This window comes from Streptomyces caniscabiei (assembly GCF_014930365.1).
In the GTDB taxonomy this organism is placed as follows: domain Bacteria; phylum Actinomycetota; class Actinomycetes; order Streptomycetales; family Streptomycetaceae; genus Streptomyces; species Streptomyces caniscabiei.
On sequence record NZ_JABXWI010000012.1, the window covers coordinates 359,901 to 375,730 of the forward strand.

The window sequence follows — 15,830 nt, forward strand, 5'->3', positions numbered from 1 at the left end:
CGGGGGGGTTCTGTTCGCGGTTGGTGCTCAGTCGGCCGCGACAACCTTGACGAAGGCGGACCACGCCCCGGCGGTGAACAGGAGCGGGCGGCTGTCCGGGACCTTGCTGTCCCGGACGGGGACTATGCCGGGGAGGTCGTCGGTGACTTCGAGGCAGTCGTTGGCGCCCCCTTCGCTGTAGCTCGACTTGCGCCAGACAGCGGTGCCGAGATCAGGGGTGTGCGTCATGGTGAGTCTGCTCCTTCAGTACGGCCCTGATGAACGCGAGCGAGTCGGTCGGTGACAGTGCCATATCGCGGAGCCGATCGTAGGACAGTCGGCGCCGCAGAACCTCGTTCGGATCCTCGTCCAACTGGCTGCAACCGTTGCCTTCTTTGTAGGCGACGGCGCTTCCATCTTCCTGCCAGAGCAGCGTCAGCGACCCGGTCATGTGGTGATGAACACCTGCGGCGATCGGCAGCACCTGGAGCACGATGTTGGGCCGCGTCGCGGCGGTCTCCAAGTGAACCAGTTGGTCGCGCCAGGTCTCGGGGGTGGCCGCTGTGCGCCGAAGTGCGATCTCGTCGATGACGATGCGGACGCTGGGCTCCGGCTTCCGCCTCAGCAGGTACTGGCGCCCCAGCCGGGCCGCGACCTGCTCCTCGACCCAGACGTCGCCGTCGGCCGTTGTCTGGGCCCCAGACAACACCTCACGGCAGAAATCCTCCGTCTGCAGAAGGCCTGGCACCGCCGGCGTGAACACCCGCATGATGCGGGCCGTCGCCTCCAGCTCCATGAACCGCTTGTACTGGTCCTTGAACGCGTCGAGCCGTGCCGCCCGCCAATGGCTTACCAGCAGGTCACCGGCCTCGTAGTACGCGTCCAAGTCCTCCATGACCGTCACCTTGGACAGTCGTTCACCCGACTCCAGACGGCTCAAGTAGCTCTTGTCGTACCCCGTCTCGTCGGCCAGTTGCCCCAGCGACTTACCCGCCTTCTCCCGCAGAAACCGAAGCGTCCGGCCGAGCACAGCACGCCCCGACTCGCCCTCCGCGTCAACCAGTTCGCCCATGTCACCCCTCGCCGTTGTCTGGGGCGCCAGACAACGGCTACCCCCTTCCCCAACGTACGGCGCACCCGTGACGATCAGGGCACGAACGGTAATCACCGCTCGTCAGGACGACCCTGAAAAAACCCTGAGACGAAAGTTTGAGGCACCGGTATGCGCTCGCTCGTCGTACGGCTCTGTGAGGTACTGCTCCGCTGGGCCGCGCCCGGCCCGGTGCCCGAGGCGGAGGAAGCGCCGGAACCCGCCCCTCCCCCATCCCCGCCCAGGGCCCTCGACGACATCTGGCCCTTCGAGTCCTACGACCACCTCGTACGGCCCTACGTGCTCAGCCCCGAGGAGCTGTACACCAGTGGAATGCACAGCGTGGAGGTCCCCGCATGATGGTCGGTCTGCGTCTGCTGCCGTGGACCAACCCCGACGGCAAACCCTGCTATCTCGACCCGGACACCGCGCACCCTGGAGCACTCTCCCTGTTGGCCGACAGTGTGGAGGCCTCCCAACTCGGTTCGGCCGACGAGGTGTTGGCCGGCAGCAGGGCTGTGCTCGGGGACGCGGCGGCCGGTGAGCGAGCCGTGCGGTTCGCGCTGACGCGGGCCGTGGAGTCGTTGGAGGACGTGCTGCGGATCGCCGTCAGCAGGGGGCTGCGGATCGGCGGCGGCACCGAAGCCCCCGAGGACCGCCGCTAGGCATGGGCGCTGATGTGCAGGACCCCGTCGGCGCCCTTCAGCGCAGCCTCGTCCGACCCGTCCGCCGGGGCCGGGGTCAGGGTCCACGTCGTGGCGCGGGGCCGGACCGCACCCCCGTGCGGGTCCGGCGTGGGCCCTGCCGGGTCGGAGGCGGCGCCGTCGTCCAGGCTCCCCGCCACGAACACGTACCGTTCCCCCACCAGCGGGCCCAGGATCGCTCCCGCGCCGTGCCAGTCGAGGTCCAGGTCGCGCATGCGCATATGGCTGGGGCCGCGCTGGAGGTGGACGTTGTGGCCGAAGACCAGGGTCGGCCCCCGGTCGGCCTCGACGGCGCGGATGTCGAGCAGGTTCTCGACCATCAGCGCGTCCCGCGTGGCGAGCATGCGGGAGATCCGGACGTGCTCCTCGGCGGGGCGCGCCAGTTGCCGGTGGTAGCGCAGGAGACCGATCGCCGCCATGAGGTGGGCCTTCGCCCGGTACCACTCGGCCCGTGAGGTCGCCGCGATCAACTGCGGCGCGCGGGCGTGGAACTCGGTGAGCATGTCGTCGGCGAGGCAGCGCAGCGCCTCGGCCTCCGGTGTGGCCCCGATCGAGCAGGCCGCGTCCAGCACCGCCTCCGTACGGCTCCACCGTTCGTCGTCGCCGGCGAGGCTCGCGATGTCGACGGCGGGGTCGGCGGCGAGCGCGAGGGGCGAGGCCAGGCCCTCGTCACGGGCCAGGTAGGCGCGGGCGGCTTCGAGGCAGCGGCGCGGGCTGGGCGCGCTCATGTTCTCCATCTCGGCGTCGAAGCCGTGGAAGGCGAGGCGCTCCTTTGGCGGGCGGGTCCGGTTGTACTCCCGCATCCAGGTGATCAGCTCCCTGTTGGGGGCCAGATCGCCACGGCCGAACGCGATGCCCTCCCGCATCGCCTCGTCGAAGTCGCCCGTGCCGTCCCGCACGTGGTCGTCCAGGGCGAGCGCGGGAATGCGGTCGGTCTCCAGCGCGATCGACCGGAAGCCGCGCTCCTCGACGAGGCGGGCGAAGAGTTCATTGCGGGCGTGCCCGAACGCCGGTTCCAGATGGGTCGGCTCACCGAGGGCCAGCAGGTCGCACGACGGGGTCACGAGGTCTCGCAGGTCCAGACTCATGAGCCTCAATCGTAACCTTGAAAGTACGGTTCATACTCGGGCGGCGCCTGCGAGGGGTGTATCCCTTCGGGAGCCGCCCATCGGTCGGCTCCCGTCGCGTAAAGTCTCAAAGCGGTGATCAGCATGCGTCCTTCCGACCTCGCCCGCGAGCACGGGCTGTCGACCCAGGCTGTCCGCAACTACGAGCGCGACGGGTTCCTCCCGGCCGCCGAGCGGACGCGCAGCGGCTACCGGGTCTACACCGCGGCGCACGCGGCGGCCCTGCGCGCGTTCCTCGCCCTCGTCCCGGCGTACGGCCACTCCGCCGCCGGACGAATCATGCGAGCCGTGCACGAGGACGCCCTCGACGACGCCCTGACGATCGTCGACCGTGGGCACGCCCAGCTGCTCCGCGACCGGGAGACCCTCGACGCGGTACGCGACGCGGTGGACCACCTGACGGCCGAGCCCACCCACACCACCCGCGCCACTCACACCGCCCACCCCCTCACCGTCGGCGAACTCGCCCACCGGCTCGACGTCACCCCGGCGACCCTGCGCAACTGGGAGGACGCCGGCATCCTCACCCCCGCGCGGGACCCCCTCACCGGCTACCGCCTCTACCGCCCGGCCGACGTCCGCGACGCGGAGCTCGCCCACCTCCTCCGGCGCGGGGACCACCCCCTGGACCACATCGCCACCGTGGTCCGGCAGATCCGCACGGCCGGCGGCACCGACGCCCTCTCCGCCGCACTGGACGACTGGCGGCGCCGTCTGACCGTACGAGGCCTCGCCATGCTGGACGCGTCCGCCCACCTCAGCCGGTACCTGACACACCTGGACCACGCGTAGCGGGACATGAAAAAGCGGTTCCCCGCGCCCGGAAAGGGCACGGGGAACCGCTCGACCAGCCATGAACTGATCGGAACCGGAACTGAACCACCCGGGCCGAACGACCGGCCCTCGGCGATCCGGTCGCCCGACTAGTTGTTGATGATCGTGATCCGGTTGGCCGCCGGGGGTGCGATCGGGTTGGCGGCCGAGGAGTTGGCGAGCAGGTACTGCTCAAGAGCGGCCAGGTCGTCCGCGCCGACCAGGTCGTTCGTGCCCTGGCCCAGCGTCGGGAAGCCGTCGCCGCCGCCCGCGAGGAAGCTGTTGGTCGCGACCCGGTAGGTGGCGGCCGGGTCGATCGCGGCACCGTTGAGCTTGATGGTGCCGGTGACGACGCGGTCCGCGCCGGACTTCGTCAGGTCGAGCGTGTACGTCAGGCCGGACGACGGCAGCAGCACCTTCGGCACGGCGGCGTTCGTCCCGCTGACCTGCTCCTTGAGGACCTGGATGAGCTGGGCCCCGGTGAAGTTCTGGAGGTTGACCGTGTTGGAGAACGGCTGGACGGTGAAGCCCTCGGCGTAGGTCACCACGCCGTCGCCCTCGGTGCCCTTGGCCGCGTAGGTGAGCGGCGCGCGCACACCGCCCGGGTTCATCAGCGCGAGGTCGACCTCGGGGTCGAGAGTCTTGCCGTACCAGTACTGCGCGTCGGCGATCAGGTCACCCATCGGGGACTCGGTGCCGGCGTTGGGCACATCGGCGGATATGTGGCCGATGGCGCGGTTGCCGATGGGCGCGGCGAGGGTGTTCCACCGGCTGATGAGGGCCGTCATGTCGGCGGCCTTCTCGACGTCACGGGTGACGACGTGGTTCGCGGAGTCCACGGCCGTACGGGAGATGTCGCCGGTCTTGCGGTCGTACGTCAGCGTCGTGTCGGTGTAGAGGCGGCCGAAGGACGCGGCCGAGGTGACCATGCGAGGCTTGCCCGCCGGGTCGTTGATGGTGCAGGCGTACGCGGCGTGCGTGTGACCGGTGACGACGGCGTCGACCTTCGGCGTGATGTTCTTGGCGATGTCGACGATCGGGCCGGAGATGCCGTCACCGGCGCCGGGCGAGTCGCAGTCGTAGTTGTACGACTGGGAGGCCGGGAGACCGCCCTCGTGGATCAGCGCGACGACCGACTTGACGCCCTGGCGCTCCAGCTCCTTGGCGTACTTGTTGATCGTCTGGACCTCGTCCTTGAACTTCAGGCCCTTGACGCCCTCGGCGGAGACGACGCCCGGCGTGTCCTCCAGCGTCACGCCGATGAAGCCGACCTTGACGCCGTTCTTCTTCCAGACCCAGTAGGGCTTCAGGAGCGGCTTGCCGGTCTTCTTCTCGATGACGTTCGCGGCGAGGTAGGGGAAGTCGGCACCCTTGAACTTCTTGCCCTTGACGTAGCAGCCGTCGGTCGGGTGGCAGCCGCCCTTCTGGAGGCGGGCCAGTTCCTTCGCGCCCTCGTCGAACTCGTGGTTGCCGACGCTCGTGACGTCGAGGTCGAGCCCGTTCAGCGCCTCGATGGTGGGCTCGTCGTGGAACAGGCCCGAGATCAGCGGGGAGGCACCGACCATGTCGCCGGCGGCGGCCGTGATCGTGTAGTCGTCGGCCCGGCGGGCCTCACGCAGGTGCGTCGCGAGGTACTCGACTCCACCGGCGTTGATCGTGGTGGTCGTGCCGTCCTCGTGCAGCTCGGTCACCCGGCCCGAGGAACCGGCCGGCGGCTCCAGGTTGCCGTGCAGGTCGTTGAACGACAGCAGCTGCACGTCCTGGTACCGGGCCGGCTTCTCCTTGCCGGGCTTGGACGGCTTCGCCTCACCGGCGCTCGCCGGGATCGCGGCGGCCAGCGCCCCGACGGTCGCCAGCCCGGCCGCGGCGGCGAGGATCCGGTTGCGGCGGCTTCTACGGCGCTGCGCTTGGGGTGTGGCTGACATGTGCCCCCCTGGATTCGTGAGAGGTAAGAGAAGTAAGGGAAACGTGAGAACGGCCCCGTCGGCCCGAAGCGTAGGGTCAACGCGCGTAGCGCGACAGGGGGTTCATGGTTACGACCTGATTGCCATCGAGGAGGACTCATAGCGAAAGGGGACGAACAGCGCGCCCCTGAGGGGCGCGGGGCTGTGACACCTGCGGCTCCGCCGCGGGGCGCGACCAGCCACATTCAGGCCGCACCCGCAACGACCACGGAACCGACCGAGCTCATAGGCGCCCCCCACCGCACCCCCCGGTTAACCTCGAACCCATGACCAGCGACGACACCGCCCGGGCCAGCGCAGCAGCTCGCAGTATCGAAACCCGCCTGGAACTCACCCCCGACCAGAAGGCAGCCGTCCTCGCCCTCCTCGACGAGGCCGCCCAGGTCGACGGCCAGCAGGCGGTGTCCGAGCAGGGCCGCCTCCAGCTCCGCGGCGGCCCCCGCGAAGGCGTGGCCCACCTCCTCCTCACCGTCGGCGACACCCTCGTCGGCTACGCCCAGTTGGAGGACAACGACCCCGTCGAGGCCCCGGCCGCCGAGCTGGTCGTCCACCCCTCCCACCGGGGCCACGGCCACGGCCGCGCCCTCGGCTCCGCCCTGCTCGCCGAGTCGGGCAAGCGGCTGCGCGTCTGGGCGCACGGCGGTCACTCGGCCGCCCGCCACCTCGCCCAGGTCCTCGGCCTCACCCTCTTCCGCGAACTCCGCCAGATGCGCCGCTCCCTGACCGATTTCGACCCGCCCGAGCCGGTGCTCCCCGAGGGCGTCACCGTCCGCGCCTTCGTCCCCGGCACGGACGACGCGGCCTGGCTCGCCGCGAACGCGGAGGCGTTCGCGCACCACCCCGAGCAGGGCTCCCTCACCCAGCGCGACCTCGACGACCGCAAGGCCGAGCCCTGGTTCGACCCGGCGGGCTTCTTCCTGGCCTTCAGGGGAGAGGAACTGGTCGGCTTCCACTGGACGAAGGCGCACGCCGCCGAGCAGCTCGGCGAGGTCTACGTCGTCGGTGTGCGCCCCGGCGCCCAGGGCGGCGGCCTCGGCAAGGCCCTCACCACGATCGGCCTGCGCCACCTCGCCGCCCAGGGCCTGCCCACCGCGATGCTCTACGTCGACGCGGACAACAAGGCGGCGGTCACGGTCTACGAGCGCCTCGGCTTCGTGACGTACGAGACGGATCTGATGTACCGCAGCGAAACCTGACAGAGCCGCGCGTACGCGGAGTTTTCCACAGGCAGGGGGCGGTGTTGTTGACACCGCCCCCTCTCTTGCACCACCCTTTCACTACTCAATTAGTGAAAGGGTGGTTGTTCGAGTGGTCGAGTACCGCATCGACCGGCGCAGCGGTGTCGCCACCTACGTCCAGATCGTCCAGCAGACCAAACAGGCCCTGCGGATGGGGCTGTTGGAGCCCGGCGACAAGCTCCCCACCGCCCGTGAGGTCGTGGAGGCAACCGCGATCAACCCGAACACCGTGTTGAAGGCCTACCGCGAGCTGGAGCGCGAAGGCCTGGTCGAGGCCCGCCGCGGCCTCGGCACGTTCGTACGGAAGTCACTGGGCACGACGCCCGCCGACTCCCCGCTGCGGGCCGAGTTGGACAGCTGGGCCGTCCGGGCCCGGCAGAGCGGGCTCGCACGGGACGACGTGGAGGCCCTCTTCACAGCCGTACTGGACGAACACTTCACAGCAGACGAGCGAGATCAGGGGGACGAGGCATGACGGGGACCGCGATGGAGGCGGCCGCGCTCGGCAAGAAGTTCGGGTGGCGGTCCGGGGGCTGGGCGTTGCGCGAGTGCTCGCTGCGGCTGCCGGCGGGGCGGGTGTGCGCGCTCGTCGGACCGAACGGCGCCGGCAAGTCGACGCTCCTGGCCCACGCGGCCGGTCTGCTCGCCCCCACCGAGGGCACGATCAGCGTGCTGGGCACGACCCCGGCGGCGGCCCGCGAGCGCATCGCCTACGTCGCCCAGGACAAGCCCCTGTATCCCCAGCTGACCGTGGCCGAGACCCTGCGGCTGGGCCGCGAGCTCAACACCGGGCGCTGGGACCAGGCCGCCGCGGAGCGGGTGGTGGACGAGGGCGACCTGAACCGGAACGCGAAGATCCGTTCCCTCTCCGGCGGTCAGCGCACCCGGGTCGCGCTCGCCCTCGCCCTCGGCAAGCGGCCCGAACTGCTGCTCCTGGACGAGCCGATGGCCGACCTCGACCCGCTCGCCCGGCACCAGCTGATGGGCACCCTGCTGGCGGACTCCGCCGAGCGCGGCACCACGATTGTCATGTCCTCGCACGTGGTGGCCGAACTGGAGGGCTCCTGCGACCACTTGTTCCTGCTGGGCGCCGGGCGCGTCCGGCTCGCGGGCCCGCTGGACGCACTCCTCGCCGCGCACACCCTGGTCACCGGCCCGGTGGGCGACCTCGCCCCGCACACCGTGATCGAGTCCCGCACGACGGGACGCCAGCTCACCGCGCTGATCCGCCCGCAGGGCCCCGTCGGCGCCGAGCGGCAGACCGCCGAGCCGACCCTGGAGGAGCTGGTCCTCGCCCATCTGCGGGCGCCGGAAGCTCCGCCTCTCACGATCGACGACGCAGCGGACGCCGACCACGCGGGCGACACCGACGGGTCGGACGACACCAACGGGGCCGAGAGCCGGGGGGCGGCCGTATGAGCGCCGTGAGCACGGAGACCATCGGGGCCGCCCGCTCCGGGGACCCCGCCGCCGCTCCGGCCCTGACCCCGGGCCGCGGACTGATCCGGGCCACGTTCCGCGTGCACCAGTCGGCCCTGTGGTTCTGGGGGCTGCTGGTGGGCCTCGTCTCCGCCGGACTGCTGTGGGCCGCCGGACCGGGGCTCGACGCGGCCTGGGCCGAGTACGTCAGGCGCGGCTGCGAGCCCATCGACTACTGCCCGACAGGCCCCGCGTACTCCCGCTACGGACTGGTCGTCAACCTGGGCTCCGCGATCCTCACCATCGCCCCGGCCCTGATCGGCGCCTGGGCGGGCGGCTCCCTGATCGGCCGCGAGCTGGAGAGCGGTACGGCGAAGCTGGCCTGGACCCAGTCCGTCACCCCGGCCCGCTGGCTCGCCACCACGCTCGTGGTCCCGGCCGCCGTGATCGTCTCCGGGACGGTCCTGCTGACCCTGCTGAACCGTCTGGTGTGGTGGCGCGAGGAGCGGCTGCGGCACGCGCTGGGGACCCGGGACTGGTTCGCGTACAGCACCTTCCTGGGCCACGGCACCGTCGCCACCGCCCACGCCCTGCTCGCCCTGGCGCTCGGCGCCGTCGCGGGTCTGCTGCTACGCCGTTCGCTGCCCGCGCTCGCCGCCGCGGTCATGGGCGTCGCCGTCGTCATGGGCACGCTGCGGAATGTGCGCCACCACCTGTGGCCGGTGGAGACCCTCGTCTCCCCGTCCGCCGATCGCGGCTGGACGGGCGAGCTGGTCGACCGCGGACTCGTCACCACCTCGGGCGAGCGCGTCCCGGAGGTGGGCTGCGAGGAGATCACCTGCGGCCGCACGGACATCGCCGCCCAGTACGCCGACTTCCACCCCTCCTCGCACTTCTGGCCCCTCCAGCTCGTCGAGACGGCCATCGTCCTGACCGCCGCCGCCCTGCTGGTCCTGGCGGCCTTCGTCCTGCTGCGCCGCCGTACGGGAGGGACCGTATGAGCACCGAGACCCTCACCACCACGCCCCCGGCCGGCACCGCCGCCCGCGGAGGCCTGACCTGGACCGTGTGGCGCGTGCACCGCTCGGCACTGCTGGTGTGGAGCGCGTACGTGCTGCTCATGGTCGGGTGGATGCTCTGGCTGCGGTTCGTCACGGGCGCGGAGGCACGCGCGGAGGAAGCTGCCTGCCGGAAGCTGGAGAACGGGTGCATCGACCTCGCATCCGCCTTCGACTACGCCTCGGCCATGAGCACGATCGGCACCTTGATCGCCTACTCCTCCTACGCCGTGGCCGCCTGGGCGGGGGCCTCGCTGACCGGCCGTGAGCTGGAACGGGGCACGGCCCAGCTGGCCTGGACCCAGTCCGTCACCCCGGTCCGTTGGCTCACCGTCAAGCTCGCGGTGCCCGCCGCCGCGCTGACCATCGGCATGGCCGTCCTGGTGCTGGTCTACCGCTGGGCCTGGTCCACGGACCGGGACCTGCACGGCGACGACTGGTACAACACCGACCCCTTCCTGAACCGCGGCCCCGCGGTCCTGGCGTACGCCCTGTGCGCGTTGGCCGTCGGCGCCCTGGCCGGCATCGTCCTCAGGCGCGCGCTGCCCGCGCTCACCGTGGCCCTCGGCTTCATGGTCGCGTTCCACCTCTGGTTCGACGTGCGGTTCGACGAGCTGTGGCCCTCCACGACGCTCCGCGGCACCGCCGCCAGCAGGCTGCCGATGACGGCGGACCAGCTGGAGCTGGGCGCCGTGACCGGCTCCGGCGCCCGCGTCAACGACCTGAGCTGCTTCGACGCCGATGCCGACATCGACTACACCACGTGCATGAGCGGGAAGGGCTTCACCGATCTGTACGCCGAGGTGCATCCGGCGTCCCACTTCTGGCCCCTGCACCTCGTGGCGACCGGCATCATCCTCGCCGTCGGGGTCCTGGCCGGCGCCGCCGCCTTCTGGCTCCTGCGCCGCCGCCCCCACTGACGCCGCACCCCGCCCGCGCCCCGACCCGGGCCTCCGGACCAGGCACGCCCTTCCTACGGGGGGAGGGGCGTGCCGACGGCGTACATCCGGTGAACGGCGCGTGATCGCGAGAAGGCGTACACGGGGGCGCCGCGCACACCGTCACGGAACCGGCGGTCCTCCCCGCGCTATCCCGCACGTAAGGTCTCCGTAACCGGCGATTCAGACGACCTTGCGACGCTTCCGCAATGAACCCCGTCGTGCCCGAGCCCTCGCCTCCCCCACGCAGCGGCCCAAGCAACGGGAACAGCACGGGGGACGCCCCCCGCACGCCCGCGCCCGTCGCGCCCCGCCACACCGCCGACGCCGTCGACGTCGTGGCCCGCATCGACGCCGACATCGCCGAGAACACCGCCGCGAACGCCTCCTCGCGCGCCCCCACACTCCCACCGGCCCTGTCCGACGCGCCTGTGATGCTCGCGGCGCGGAACAATGGTTCCATGAGCCAGTCCAACGCCCAGGCAGCCCAGGTCCAGCACGCGCAGCCGTCCGTCGGCTCCATAACCGGTCACCGTCCTCACACGGTGTCGGCCGTGGTGTCCGACCTGGAACCCGACATCGACGCCGACCTCGACGCGTACGACGAGGACGAACAGGGCGGCGAACGGCTGCCCCAGGGCCGTTTCCTCGACCGGGAGCGCAGCTGGCTCGCCTTCAACGAGCGCGTCCTGGAACTGGCCGAGGACCCCAATACGCCGCTGCTCGAACGAGCGAACTTCCTGGCCATCTTCGCCAGCAACCTCGACGAGTTCTTCATGGTCCGGGTGGCCGGTCTCAAGCGCCGCATCGCCACCGGCGTCGCCACCAGGTCCGCCTCCGGCCTCCAGCCGCGCGAGGTGCTGGAGATGATCTGGGCCCGCTCCCGCGAGCTGATGGCCCGGCACGCCGCCTGCTTCCACGAGGACGTCGCACCGGCGCTGGCCGAGGAGGGCGTGCACCTGGTCCGCTGGAGCGAACTGGCCGAGAAGGAGCAGGCCCGCCTGTTCACGCTCTTCCGCCACCAGATCTTCCCGGTCCTCACCCCGCTGGCCGTCGACCCGGCCCACCCCTTCCCGTACATCTCGGGTCTGTCGCTGAACCTGGCCGTGCGCGTCCAGAACCCGGTCACCGGCACCTCGCACTTCGCCCGGGTCAAGGTGCCGCCGCTGCTGTCCCGCTTCCTGGAGGCCTCCCCGGGCCGGTTCGTCCCGCTGGAGGACGTGATCGGCGCGCATCTGGAGGAGCTGTTCCCGGGCATGGAGGTGCTGGAGCACCACGCCTTCCGGGTCACCCGCAACGAGGACCTGGAGGTCGAGGAGGACGACGCCGAGAACCTCCTCCAGGCCCTGGAGAAGGAGCTGATGCGGCGCCGCTTCGGGCCGCCGGTGCGCCTGGAGGTCGAGGAGAACATCAACCAGGAGGTCCTGGACCTGCTGGTGCGCGAGCTGAAGATCAAGGAGTCCGAGGTCTACCCGCTGACCGGGCCCCTGGACCTCACCGGCCTCTTCCGCATCGCCTCCCTGGACCGGCCGGAGCTGAAGTACCGCAAGTTCGTCGCCGGCGTCCACCGCGACCTCGCCGAGGTCGAGTCGGCGTCCGCGCCCGACATCTTCGCCGCCCTGCGCAACCGCGACGTGCTGCTGCACCACCCGTACGACTCGTTCTCCACGTCGGTGCAGGCCTTCCTGGAGCAGGCGGCCGAGGACCCGGACGTCCTCGCGATCAAGCAGACCCTGTACCGGACCTCCGGCGACTCCCCCATAGTCAACGCGCTCATCGACGCCGCCGAGGCCGGCAAGCAGGTCCTCGTCCTGGTCGAGATCAAGGCCCGCTTCGACGAGCACGCCAACATCAAGTGGGCCAAGCGGCTGGAGGAGGCCGGCTGCCACGTGGTCTACGGCCTGGTCGGCCTGAAGACCCACTGCAAGCTGTCCCTGGTGGTCCGTCAGGAGGGCGACACACTCCGCCGCTACAGCCACGTCGGCACCGGCAACTACCACCCGAAGACGGCACGGCTGTACGAGGACCTGGGTGTCCTGACGTCCGACGCGCAGGTCGGCGCGGACCTCTCCGACCTCTTCAACCGGCTCTCCGGCTACTCGCGCCGCGAGACCTACCGCCGCCTCCTCGTCGCGCCCAAGTCCCTGCGCGACGGGCTGATCGCCCGCGTCAACAAGGAGGTCCAGCACCACCGCGCCGGACGTCCGGCGTACGTCCGCATCAAGGTCAACTCGATCGTGGACGAGGCGCTCATCGACGCCCTGTACCGGGCCTCGCAGGCGGGGGTCCCGGTCGACGTGTGGGTGCGCGGCATCTGCGCCATACGGCCCGGCGTCCCGGGCCTGTCGGAGAACATCCGGGTCCGCTCGGTCCTCGGCCGCTTCCTCGAACACTCCCGGATCTTCGGCTTCGGCAACGGCGGCGAGCCCGAGGTGTGGTTCGGCAGCGCCGACATGATGCACCGCAACCTCGACCGCCGGATCGAGGCCCTGATCCGGATCACCGACCCGGCCCACCGGGCGGCACTCAACCGCCTGCTGGAGACCGGTATGTCCGAAACGACCTCCTCCTGGCACCTCGGTCCCGACGGCGAGTGGACCCGGCACTCGACCGACGCGGACGGACAGCCCCTGCGCAACGTCCAGGAGATGCTCATTGACGCCCGGAGGCGCCGGCGTGGCACAGCGACACCTTGACCCCACGAACCCCACGGCCGCACCCGCGGACGCCGTCGCAGGCTATCTGCGGGCGCGGGCCACGGAGTTCCTCCGCGCGCTGCGCACCCACCGGGAGACCGGTGGGGGCACGGCGTGTGGAGCCGAGGAGTCCACCGACGCGGCGCTCGCCCTGCGCCGCTCGGCCCGCCGCATCAGCGGCACGCTGCACACCTTCCGGCCCCTGCTGGACGCCGACTGGTCGGAGTCCCTCCGCCCCGAACTCGCCTGGCTCTCCGGCGTGCTGGGCCGCGAACACGCCTACGCGGCCCGCCTCGACCGCCTGGTCACCGCCCTGAACCGCCTGTCGGGAGCGACCCCGTTCCCGGCCCAGGGCGGCCCCCGGAACGCCGCCGCCGGCGGTCGCGCCGCCGGGTCGGCCGCCCCGCACCCCCACCCCACCCCCGACCGCGGCAACCTCACCGTCGGCGCCGCCAAAGCCGGCGCCCTCCTGGACCGCCAGCTCACCCTCGCCCGCACCCGGGCCCACTCCGCCGCCCTCCAGGCCCTCGGCTCCAGCCGCTTCCACGCCGTCGCCGACAGCGTCGCCGTCCTCGCCAGCGAGGTCCCGCTCACCCCCGGCGCCGCCGCCGCGGACCTCGGCCCCCTCGCCGCCGCCGCGCACGACCGCCTCCACGACGCGGTCACCGGCCTGCCGCTGCACACCGCCGGCCACCCCTACAACGCCGAGGCCCTCATCCACGGCCTCTCCCCCGACACCGCGCCCCACCCCCAGGACGCCCCGTGGCACCAGGTACGGCTCCTGCTGCGTCTCCACCGGTACGCCCTGGAGGTCCTGCACCCCGAGGCCGTCCCCGTCGACGTACGCCTCCTCGCGGCCGGCGAGGCCCTCAACCGCCACCGCGACGCCGGCGAGGCCGCCTCCGCCGCGGCGGCCGCCGCCCGCACCCCGCGTATCGCCCCGGCCACGGCCTACGCCCTCGGCGTCCTGCACGCCGACCAGCGCCACGAAGTGGAGGCATCCCGGTTCGCGTTCCAGCAGTGCTGGCAGAAGGAGGCGGTGAGCACGTCGTGACCGAGAACCCCGACAACGCCCCGGAGGCCGCGCACACCGTCGTCCGGGCAGCCGGCTGCGTCCTGTGGCGCCACTCCCCCGAGGGTGGGGACCTCGAGATCTGCCTGGTCCACCGGCCGAAGTACGACGACTGGTCGCACCCGAAGGGCAAGCTGAAACGCGCCGAGGACCCCCTCGCGGGCGCGCTGCGCGAGGTCGAGGAGGAGACCGGCCACCGGTGCGCGCCGGGACCCCGGCTGCCCACAGCCCACTACTTCGTCAACGGCCGCGCCAAGACGGTGCGTTACTGGGCGGCCCGGGCGACCGGCGGCCGCTTCGCCCCCACCGCCGAGGTGGACCGGATCCTCTGGCTGGCCCCCGACGCCGCCCGCGACCGGCTCACCCAGCCGCGCGACCGGGAACTGGTCGACGAGTTCCTGGCGACCCTCCGCCACGCGTAGGGCTCCCGCCCCGAGCGCCGCCGCGCGCCCCGCCACGCACCGCTACACCCCGCTCAGCGCGTGCCCCTCCGCGTCCGTCCGCGCCAGACTCCGCGCCCGCCGGGCCGGCCCGCGCCAACCGCAGGTACAGCGCGCCACGCAGAAGCGGCCCTGATCGACGGTGGTCGTACGGTGCTGCTGCGGTTCCGGCTCGTCCTGATGCACCACACCGACAACGCTACCCAAGGCACCCAACCCCACGCCCCACAGGCTTTTTCAAGCCCCCAGGAGCCTGGCGCCTTGACCGGGCGGAGCCCGTCAAGGGGCGCGGGGAACTGCGCGAGCAACCCCGACGCACCCGCACCCGCCGACGCACCACGCACCCCCACCCCCTCAGGCGCCCGGCGTGACGACCTCCCCCGGCCGTCGTTATCCGAAACGACCACAGGAACCCGGCAAACCCGGCAGGGGATCGGCAGGCGATGGTGACGCGGCGGCACAGCAGGACGGGCGCGGCACTCGTCGCGGCGGGACTCATCGCCGGCGCGACCGGCGTCACCGGCTGCGCCGCCCCCGGCCTCACTGACGACTCCCTCCCCTCCGACCCCGTCGACCTCATGCACCGCGCCGCCCCCACCCTCGTCCGCGCGGGCAGTTCCAAGGCCCGTACGGAGATGGAGATGGCCACCGGCGGCACCCGGGTCACCATCCACGGCGAGGGCGTCTACGACTACGGCAGACAGCTCGGCCGGCTCAAGGTGTCCCTGCCGCACGACCCCGCCGGCCGCAGCGAGCACCGCCCGATCACCGAACTGCTCGCCCCGGGCGCCCTGTTCATGAAGAACCGGGGCGCGGGCGTCCCCGCCGACAAATGGGTCCGCGTCGACACGGGCACCCTCTCCGACGGCAATCTGGTCACCGGCGGCGCCACCGACCCGTTCGCGGCGGTCGAGGTGCTGCGCGGGGCGCGCACGGCGCAGTTCATCGGGGAGACCGAGGTGGACGGCGTCCGGGTGCGTCACTACCGCGGCACCGCCGACCTCACGACCGCCTCGCGCGCCGCCTCCGAGGGCAACCGGGCCCCGCTGCGCGCCGCCGCCCGGGGCTTCGCCACGGCCCGCGTCCCCTTCGACGCCTACCTCGACGACGACGGCCGCGTCCGCAAGGTCCGCCACCGGTTCAGCTTCGTCAACGGCGGCGGGCAGGGCACCGTCGCGGTCGCCTCGACGACCCTGCTGTTCGACTTCGGCGCCCCCGTCGCCGTACGCCTGCCGCGGCCGGAGGACATCTACGCCGGGAAGATCGCGGAGGAGTAGCCCCGGACGCGGTGG

General features: G+C 71.9%; 16 protein-coding genes. 12 read left to right on the forward strand and 4 right to left on the reverse strand.

Translation table 11 applies throughout. The features are described from left to right. Positions 1 to 27 precede the first annotated feature (27 nt). Together HW837_RS32005 and HW837_RS32010 are read right to left on the reverse strand one after the other, a co-directional pair. A complete protein-coding gene (locus HW837_RS32005; RefSeq protein ID WP_045555926.1) occupies positions 28 to 228 on the reverse strand; it encodes a DUF397 domain-containing protein in 201 nt (66 codons plus the stop codon). Next, positions 212 to 1,051 carry a helix-turn-helix domain-containing protein gene (locus HW837_RS32010; RefSeq protein WP_045555925.1) on the reverse strand — a complete coding sequence of 280 codons (840 nt, stop codon included), beginning with the start codon at positions 1,049 to 1,051 and terminating at the stop codon, positions 212 to 214. The genes HW837_RS32005 and HW837_RS32010 overlap by 17 nt, the downstream gene beginning before the upstream one ends. Before the next feature lie 150 nt (positions 1,052 to 1,201). Here HW837_RS32010 and HW837_RS32015 point away from each other — a divergent pair, with 150 nt between their 5' ends. Continuing rightward, positions 1,202 to 1,429, forward strand: a complete 228-nt coding sequence (locus HW837_RS32015) for a hypothetical protein (RefSeq protein ID WP_193382467.1) — start codon at positions 1,202 to 1,204, stop codon at positions 1,427 to 1,429. Continuing rightward, the gene (locus HW837_RS32020; RefSeq protein ID WP_045555923.1) at positions 1,426 to 1,734 is read left to right on the forward strand and encodes a hypothetical protein; all 309 of its coding nucleotides are present in this window, start codon (positions 1,426 to 1,428) and stop codon (positions 1,732 to 1,734) included. The genes HW837_RS32015 and HW837_RS32020 overlap by 4 nt, the downstream gene beginning before the upstream one ends. Here HW837_RS32020 and HW837_RS32025 read toward each other — a convergent pair. Next, the gene (locus HW837_RS32025) at positions 1,731 to 2,861 is read right to left on the reverse strand and encodes an erythromycin esterase family protein (protein ID WP_143110718.1); all 1,131 of its coding nucleotides are present in this window, start codon (positions 2,859 to 2,861) and stop codon (positions 1,731 to 1,733) included. The genes HW837_RS32020 and HW837_RS32025 overlap by 4 nt on opposite strands. 123 nt (positions 2,862 to 2,984) lie before the next feature. Here HW837_RS32025 and HW837_RS32030 point away from each other — a divergent pair, with 123 nt between their 5' ends. Beyond that, complete coding sequence (locus tag HW837_RS32030; protein ID WP_196789302.1) at positions 2,985 to 3,692, forward strand: TioE family transcriptional regulator; 708 nt, start codon at positions 2,985 to 2,987, stop codon at positions 3,690 to 3,692. A gap of 131 nt (positions 3,693 to 3,823) precedes the next feature. On the opposite strand, the gene HW837_RS32035 is transcribed toward HW837_RS32030, so the two are convergent. Then, on the reverse strand, positions 3,824 to 5,638 hold the full coding sequence (locus tag HW837_RS32035) for a bifunctional metallophosphatase/5'-nucleotidase (protein ID WP_045555921.1): 1,815 nt from the start codon (positions 5,636 to 5,638) through the stop codon (positions 3,824 to 3,826). A 305-nt stretch (positions 5,639 to 5,943) separates the two neighbouring features. On the opposite strand from HW837_RS32035, the gene mshD reads away from it, so the two are divergent. The 9 genes from mshD (at position 5,944) to HW837_RS32080 (ending at position 15,815) form a co-directional block, all read left to right on the forward strand. Next, a complete protein-coding gene (gene mshD / locus HW837_RS32040) occupies positions 5,944 to 6,873 on the forward strand; it encodes a mycothiol synthase (protein ID WP_045555920.1) in 930 nt (309 codons plus the stop codon). 112 nt (positions 6,874 to 6,985) lie between these two features. Continuing rightward, positions 6,986 to 7,390: a GntR family transcriptional regulator gene (locus HW837_RS32045; protein WP_045555919.1), complete on the forward strand. Its 405-nt coding sequence runs from the start codon at positions 6,986 to 6,988 to the stop codon at positions 7,388 to 7,390. Next, complete coding sequence (locus tag HW837_RS32050; protein WP_045555918.1) at positions 7,387 to 8,334, forward strand: ABC transporter ATP-binding protein; 948 nt, start codon at positions 7,387 to 7,389, stop codon at positions 8,332 to 8,334. The genes HW837_RS32045 and HW837_RS32050 overlap by 4 nt, the downstream gene beginning before the upstream one ends. Continuing rightward, positions 8,331 to 9,335, forward strand: a complete 1,005-nt coding sequence (locus HW837_RS32055; protein ID WP_193381477.1) for an ABC transporter permease — start codon at positions 8,331 to 8,333, stop codon at positions 9,333 to 9,335. Before HW837_RS32050 ends, HW837_RS32055 begins: the two co-directional genes overlap by 4 nt. Further along, complete coding sequence (locus HW837_RS32060) at positions 9,332 to 10,312, forward strand: ABC transporter permease subunit (protein ID WP_045555916.1); 981 nt, start codon at positions 9,332 to 9,334, stop codon at positions 10,310 to 10,312. The genes HW837_RS32055 and HW837_RS32060 overlap by 4 nt, the downstream gene beginning before the upstream one ends. Before the next feature lie 479 nt (positions 10,313 to 10,791). Further along, positions 10,792 to 13,026, forward strand: coding sequence for an RNA degradosome polyphosphate kinase (locus HW837_RS32065; protein WP_177261870.1), 2,235 nt, complete (start codon positions 10,792 to 10,794; stop codon positions 13,024 to 13,026). Next, positions 13,007 to 14,080 (forward strand): CHAD domain-containing protein, encoded by a 1,074-nt coding sequence (locus tag HW837_RS32070; RefSeq protein WP_045556363.1) that lies wholly within the window; start codon positions 13,007 to 13,009, stop codon positions 14,078 to 14,080. Before HW837_RS32065 ends, HW837_RS32070 begins: the two co-directional genes overlap by 20 nt. Further along, positions 14,077 to 14,520, forward strand: a complete 444-nt coding sequence (locus HW837_RS32075) for an NUDIX hydrolase (RefSeq protein WP_045555914.1) — start codon at positions 14,077 to 14,079, stop codon at positions 14,518 to 14,520. Before HW837_RS32070 ends, HW837_RS32075 begins: the two co-directional genes overlap by 4 nt. A 461-nt stretch (positions 14,521 to 14,981) precedes the next feature. Then, positions 14,982 to 15,815, forward strand: coding sequence for an SCO4651 family lipoprotein (locus tag HW837_RS32080; RefSeq protein ID WP_045555913.1), 834 nt, complete (start codon positions 14,982 to 14,984; stop codon positions 15,813 to 15,815). Positions 15,816 to 15,830 lie beyond the last annotated feature (15 nt).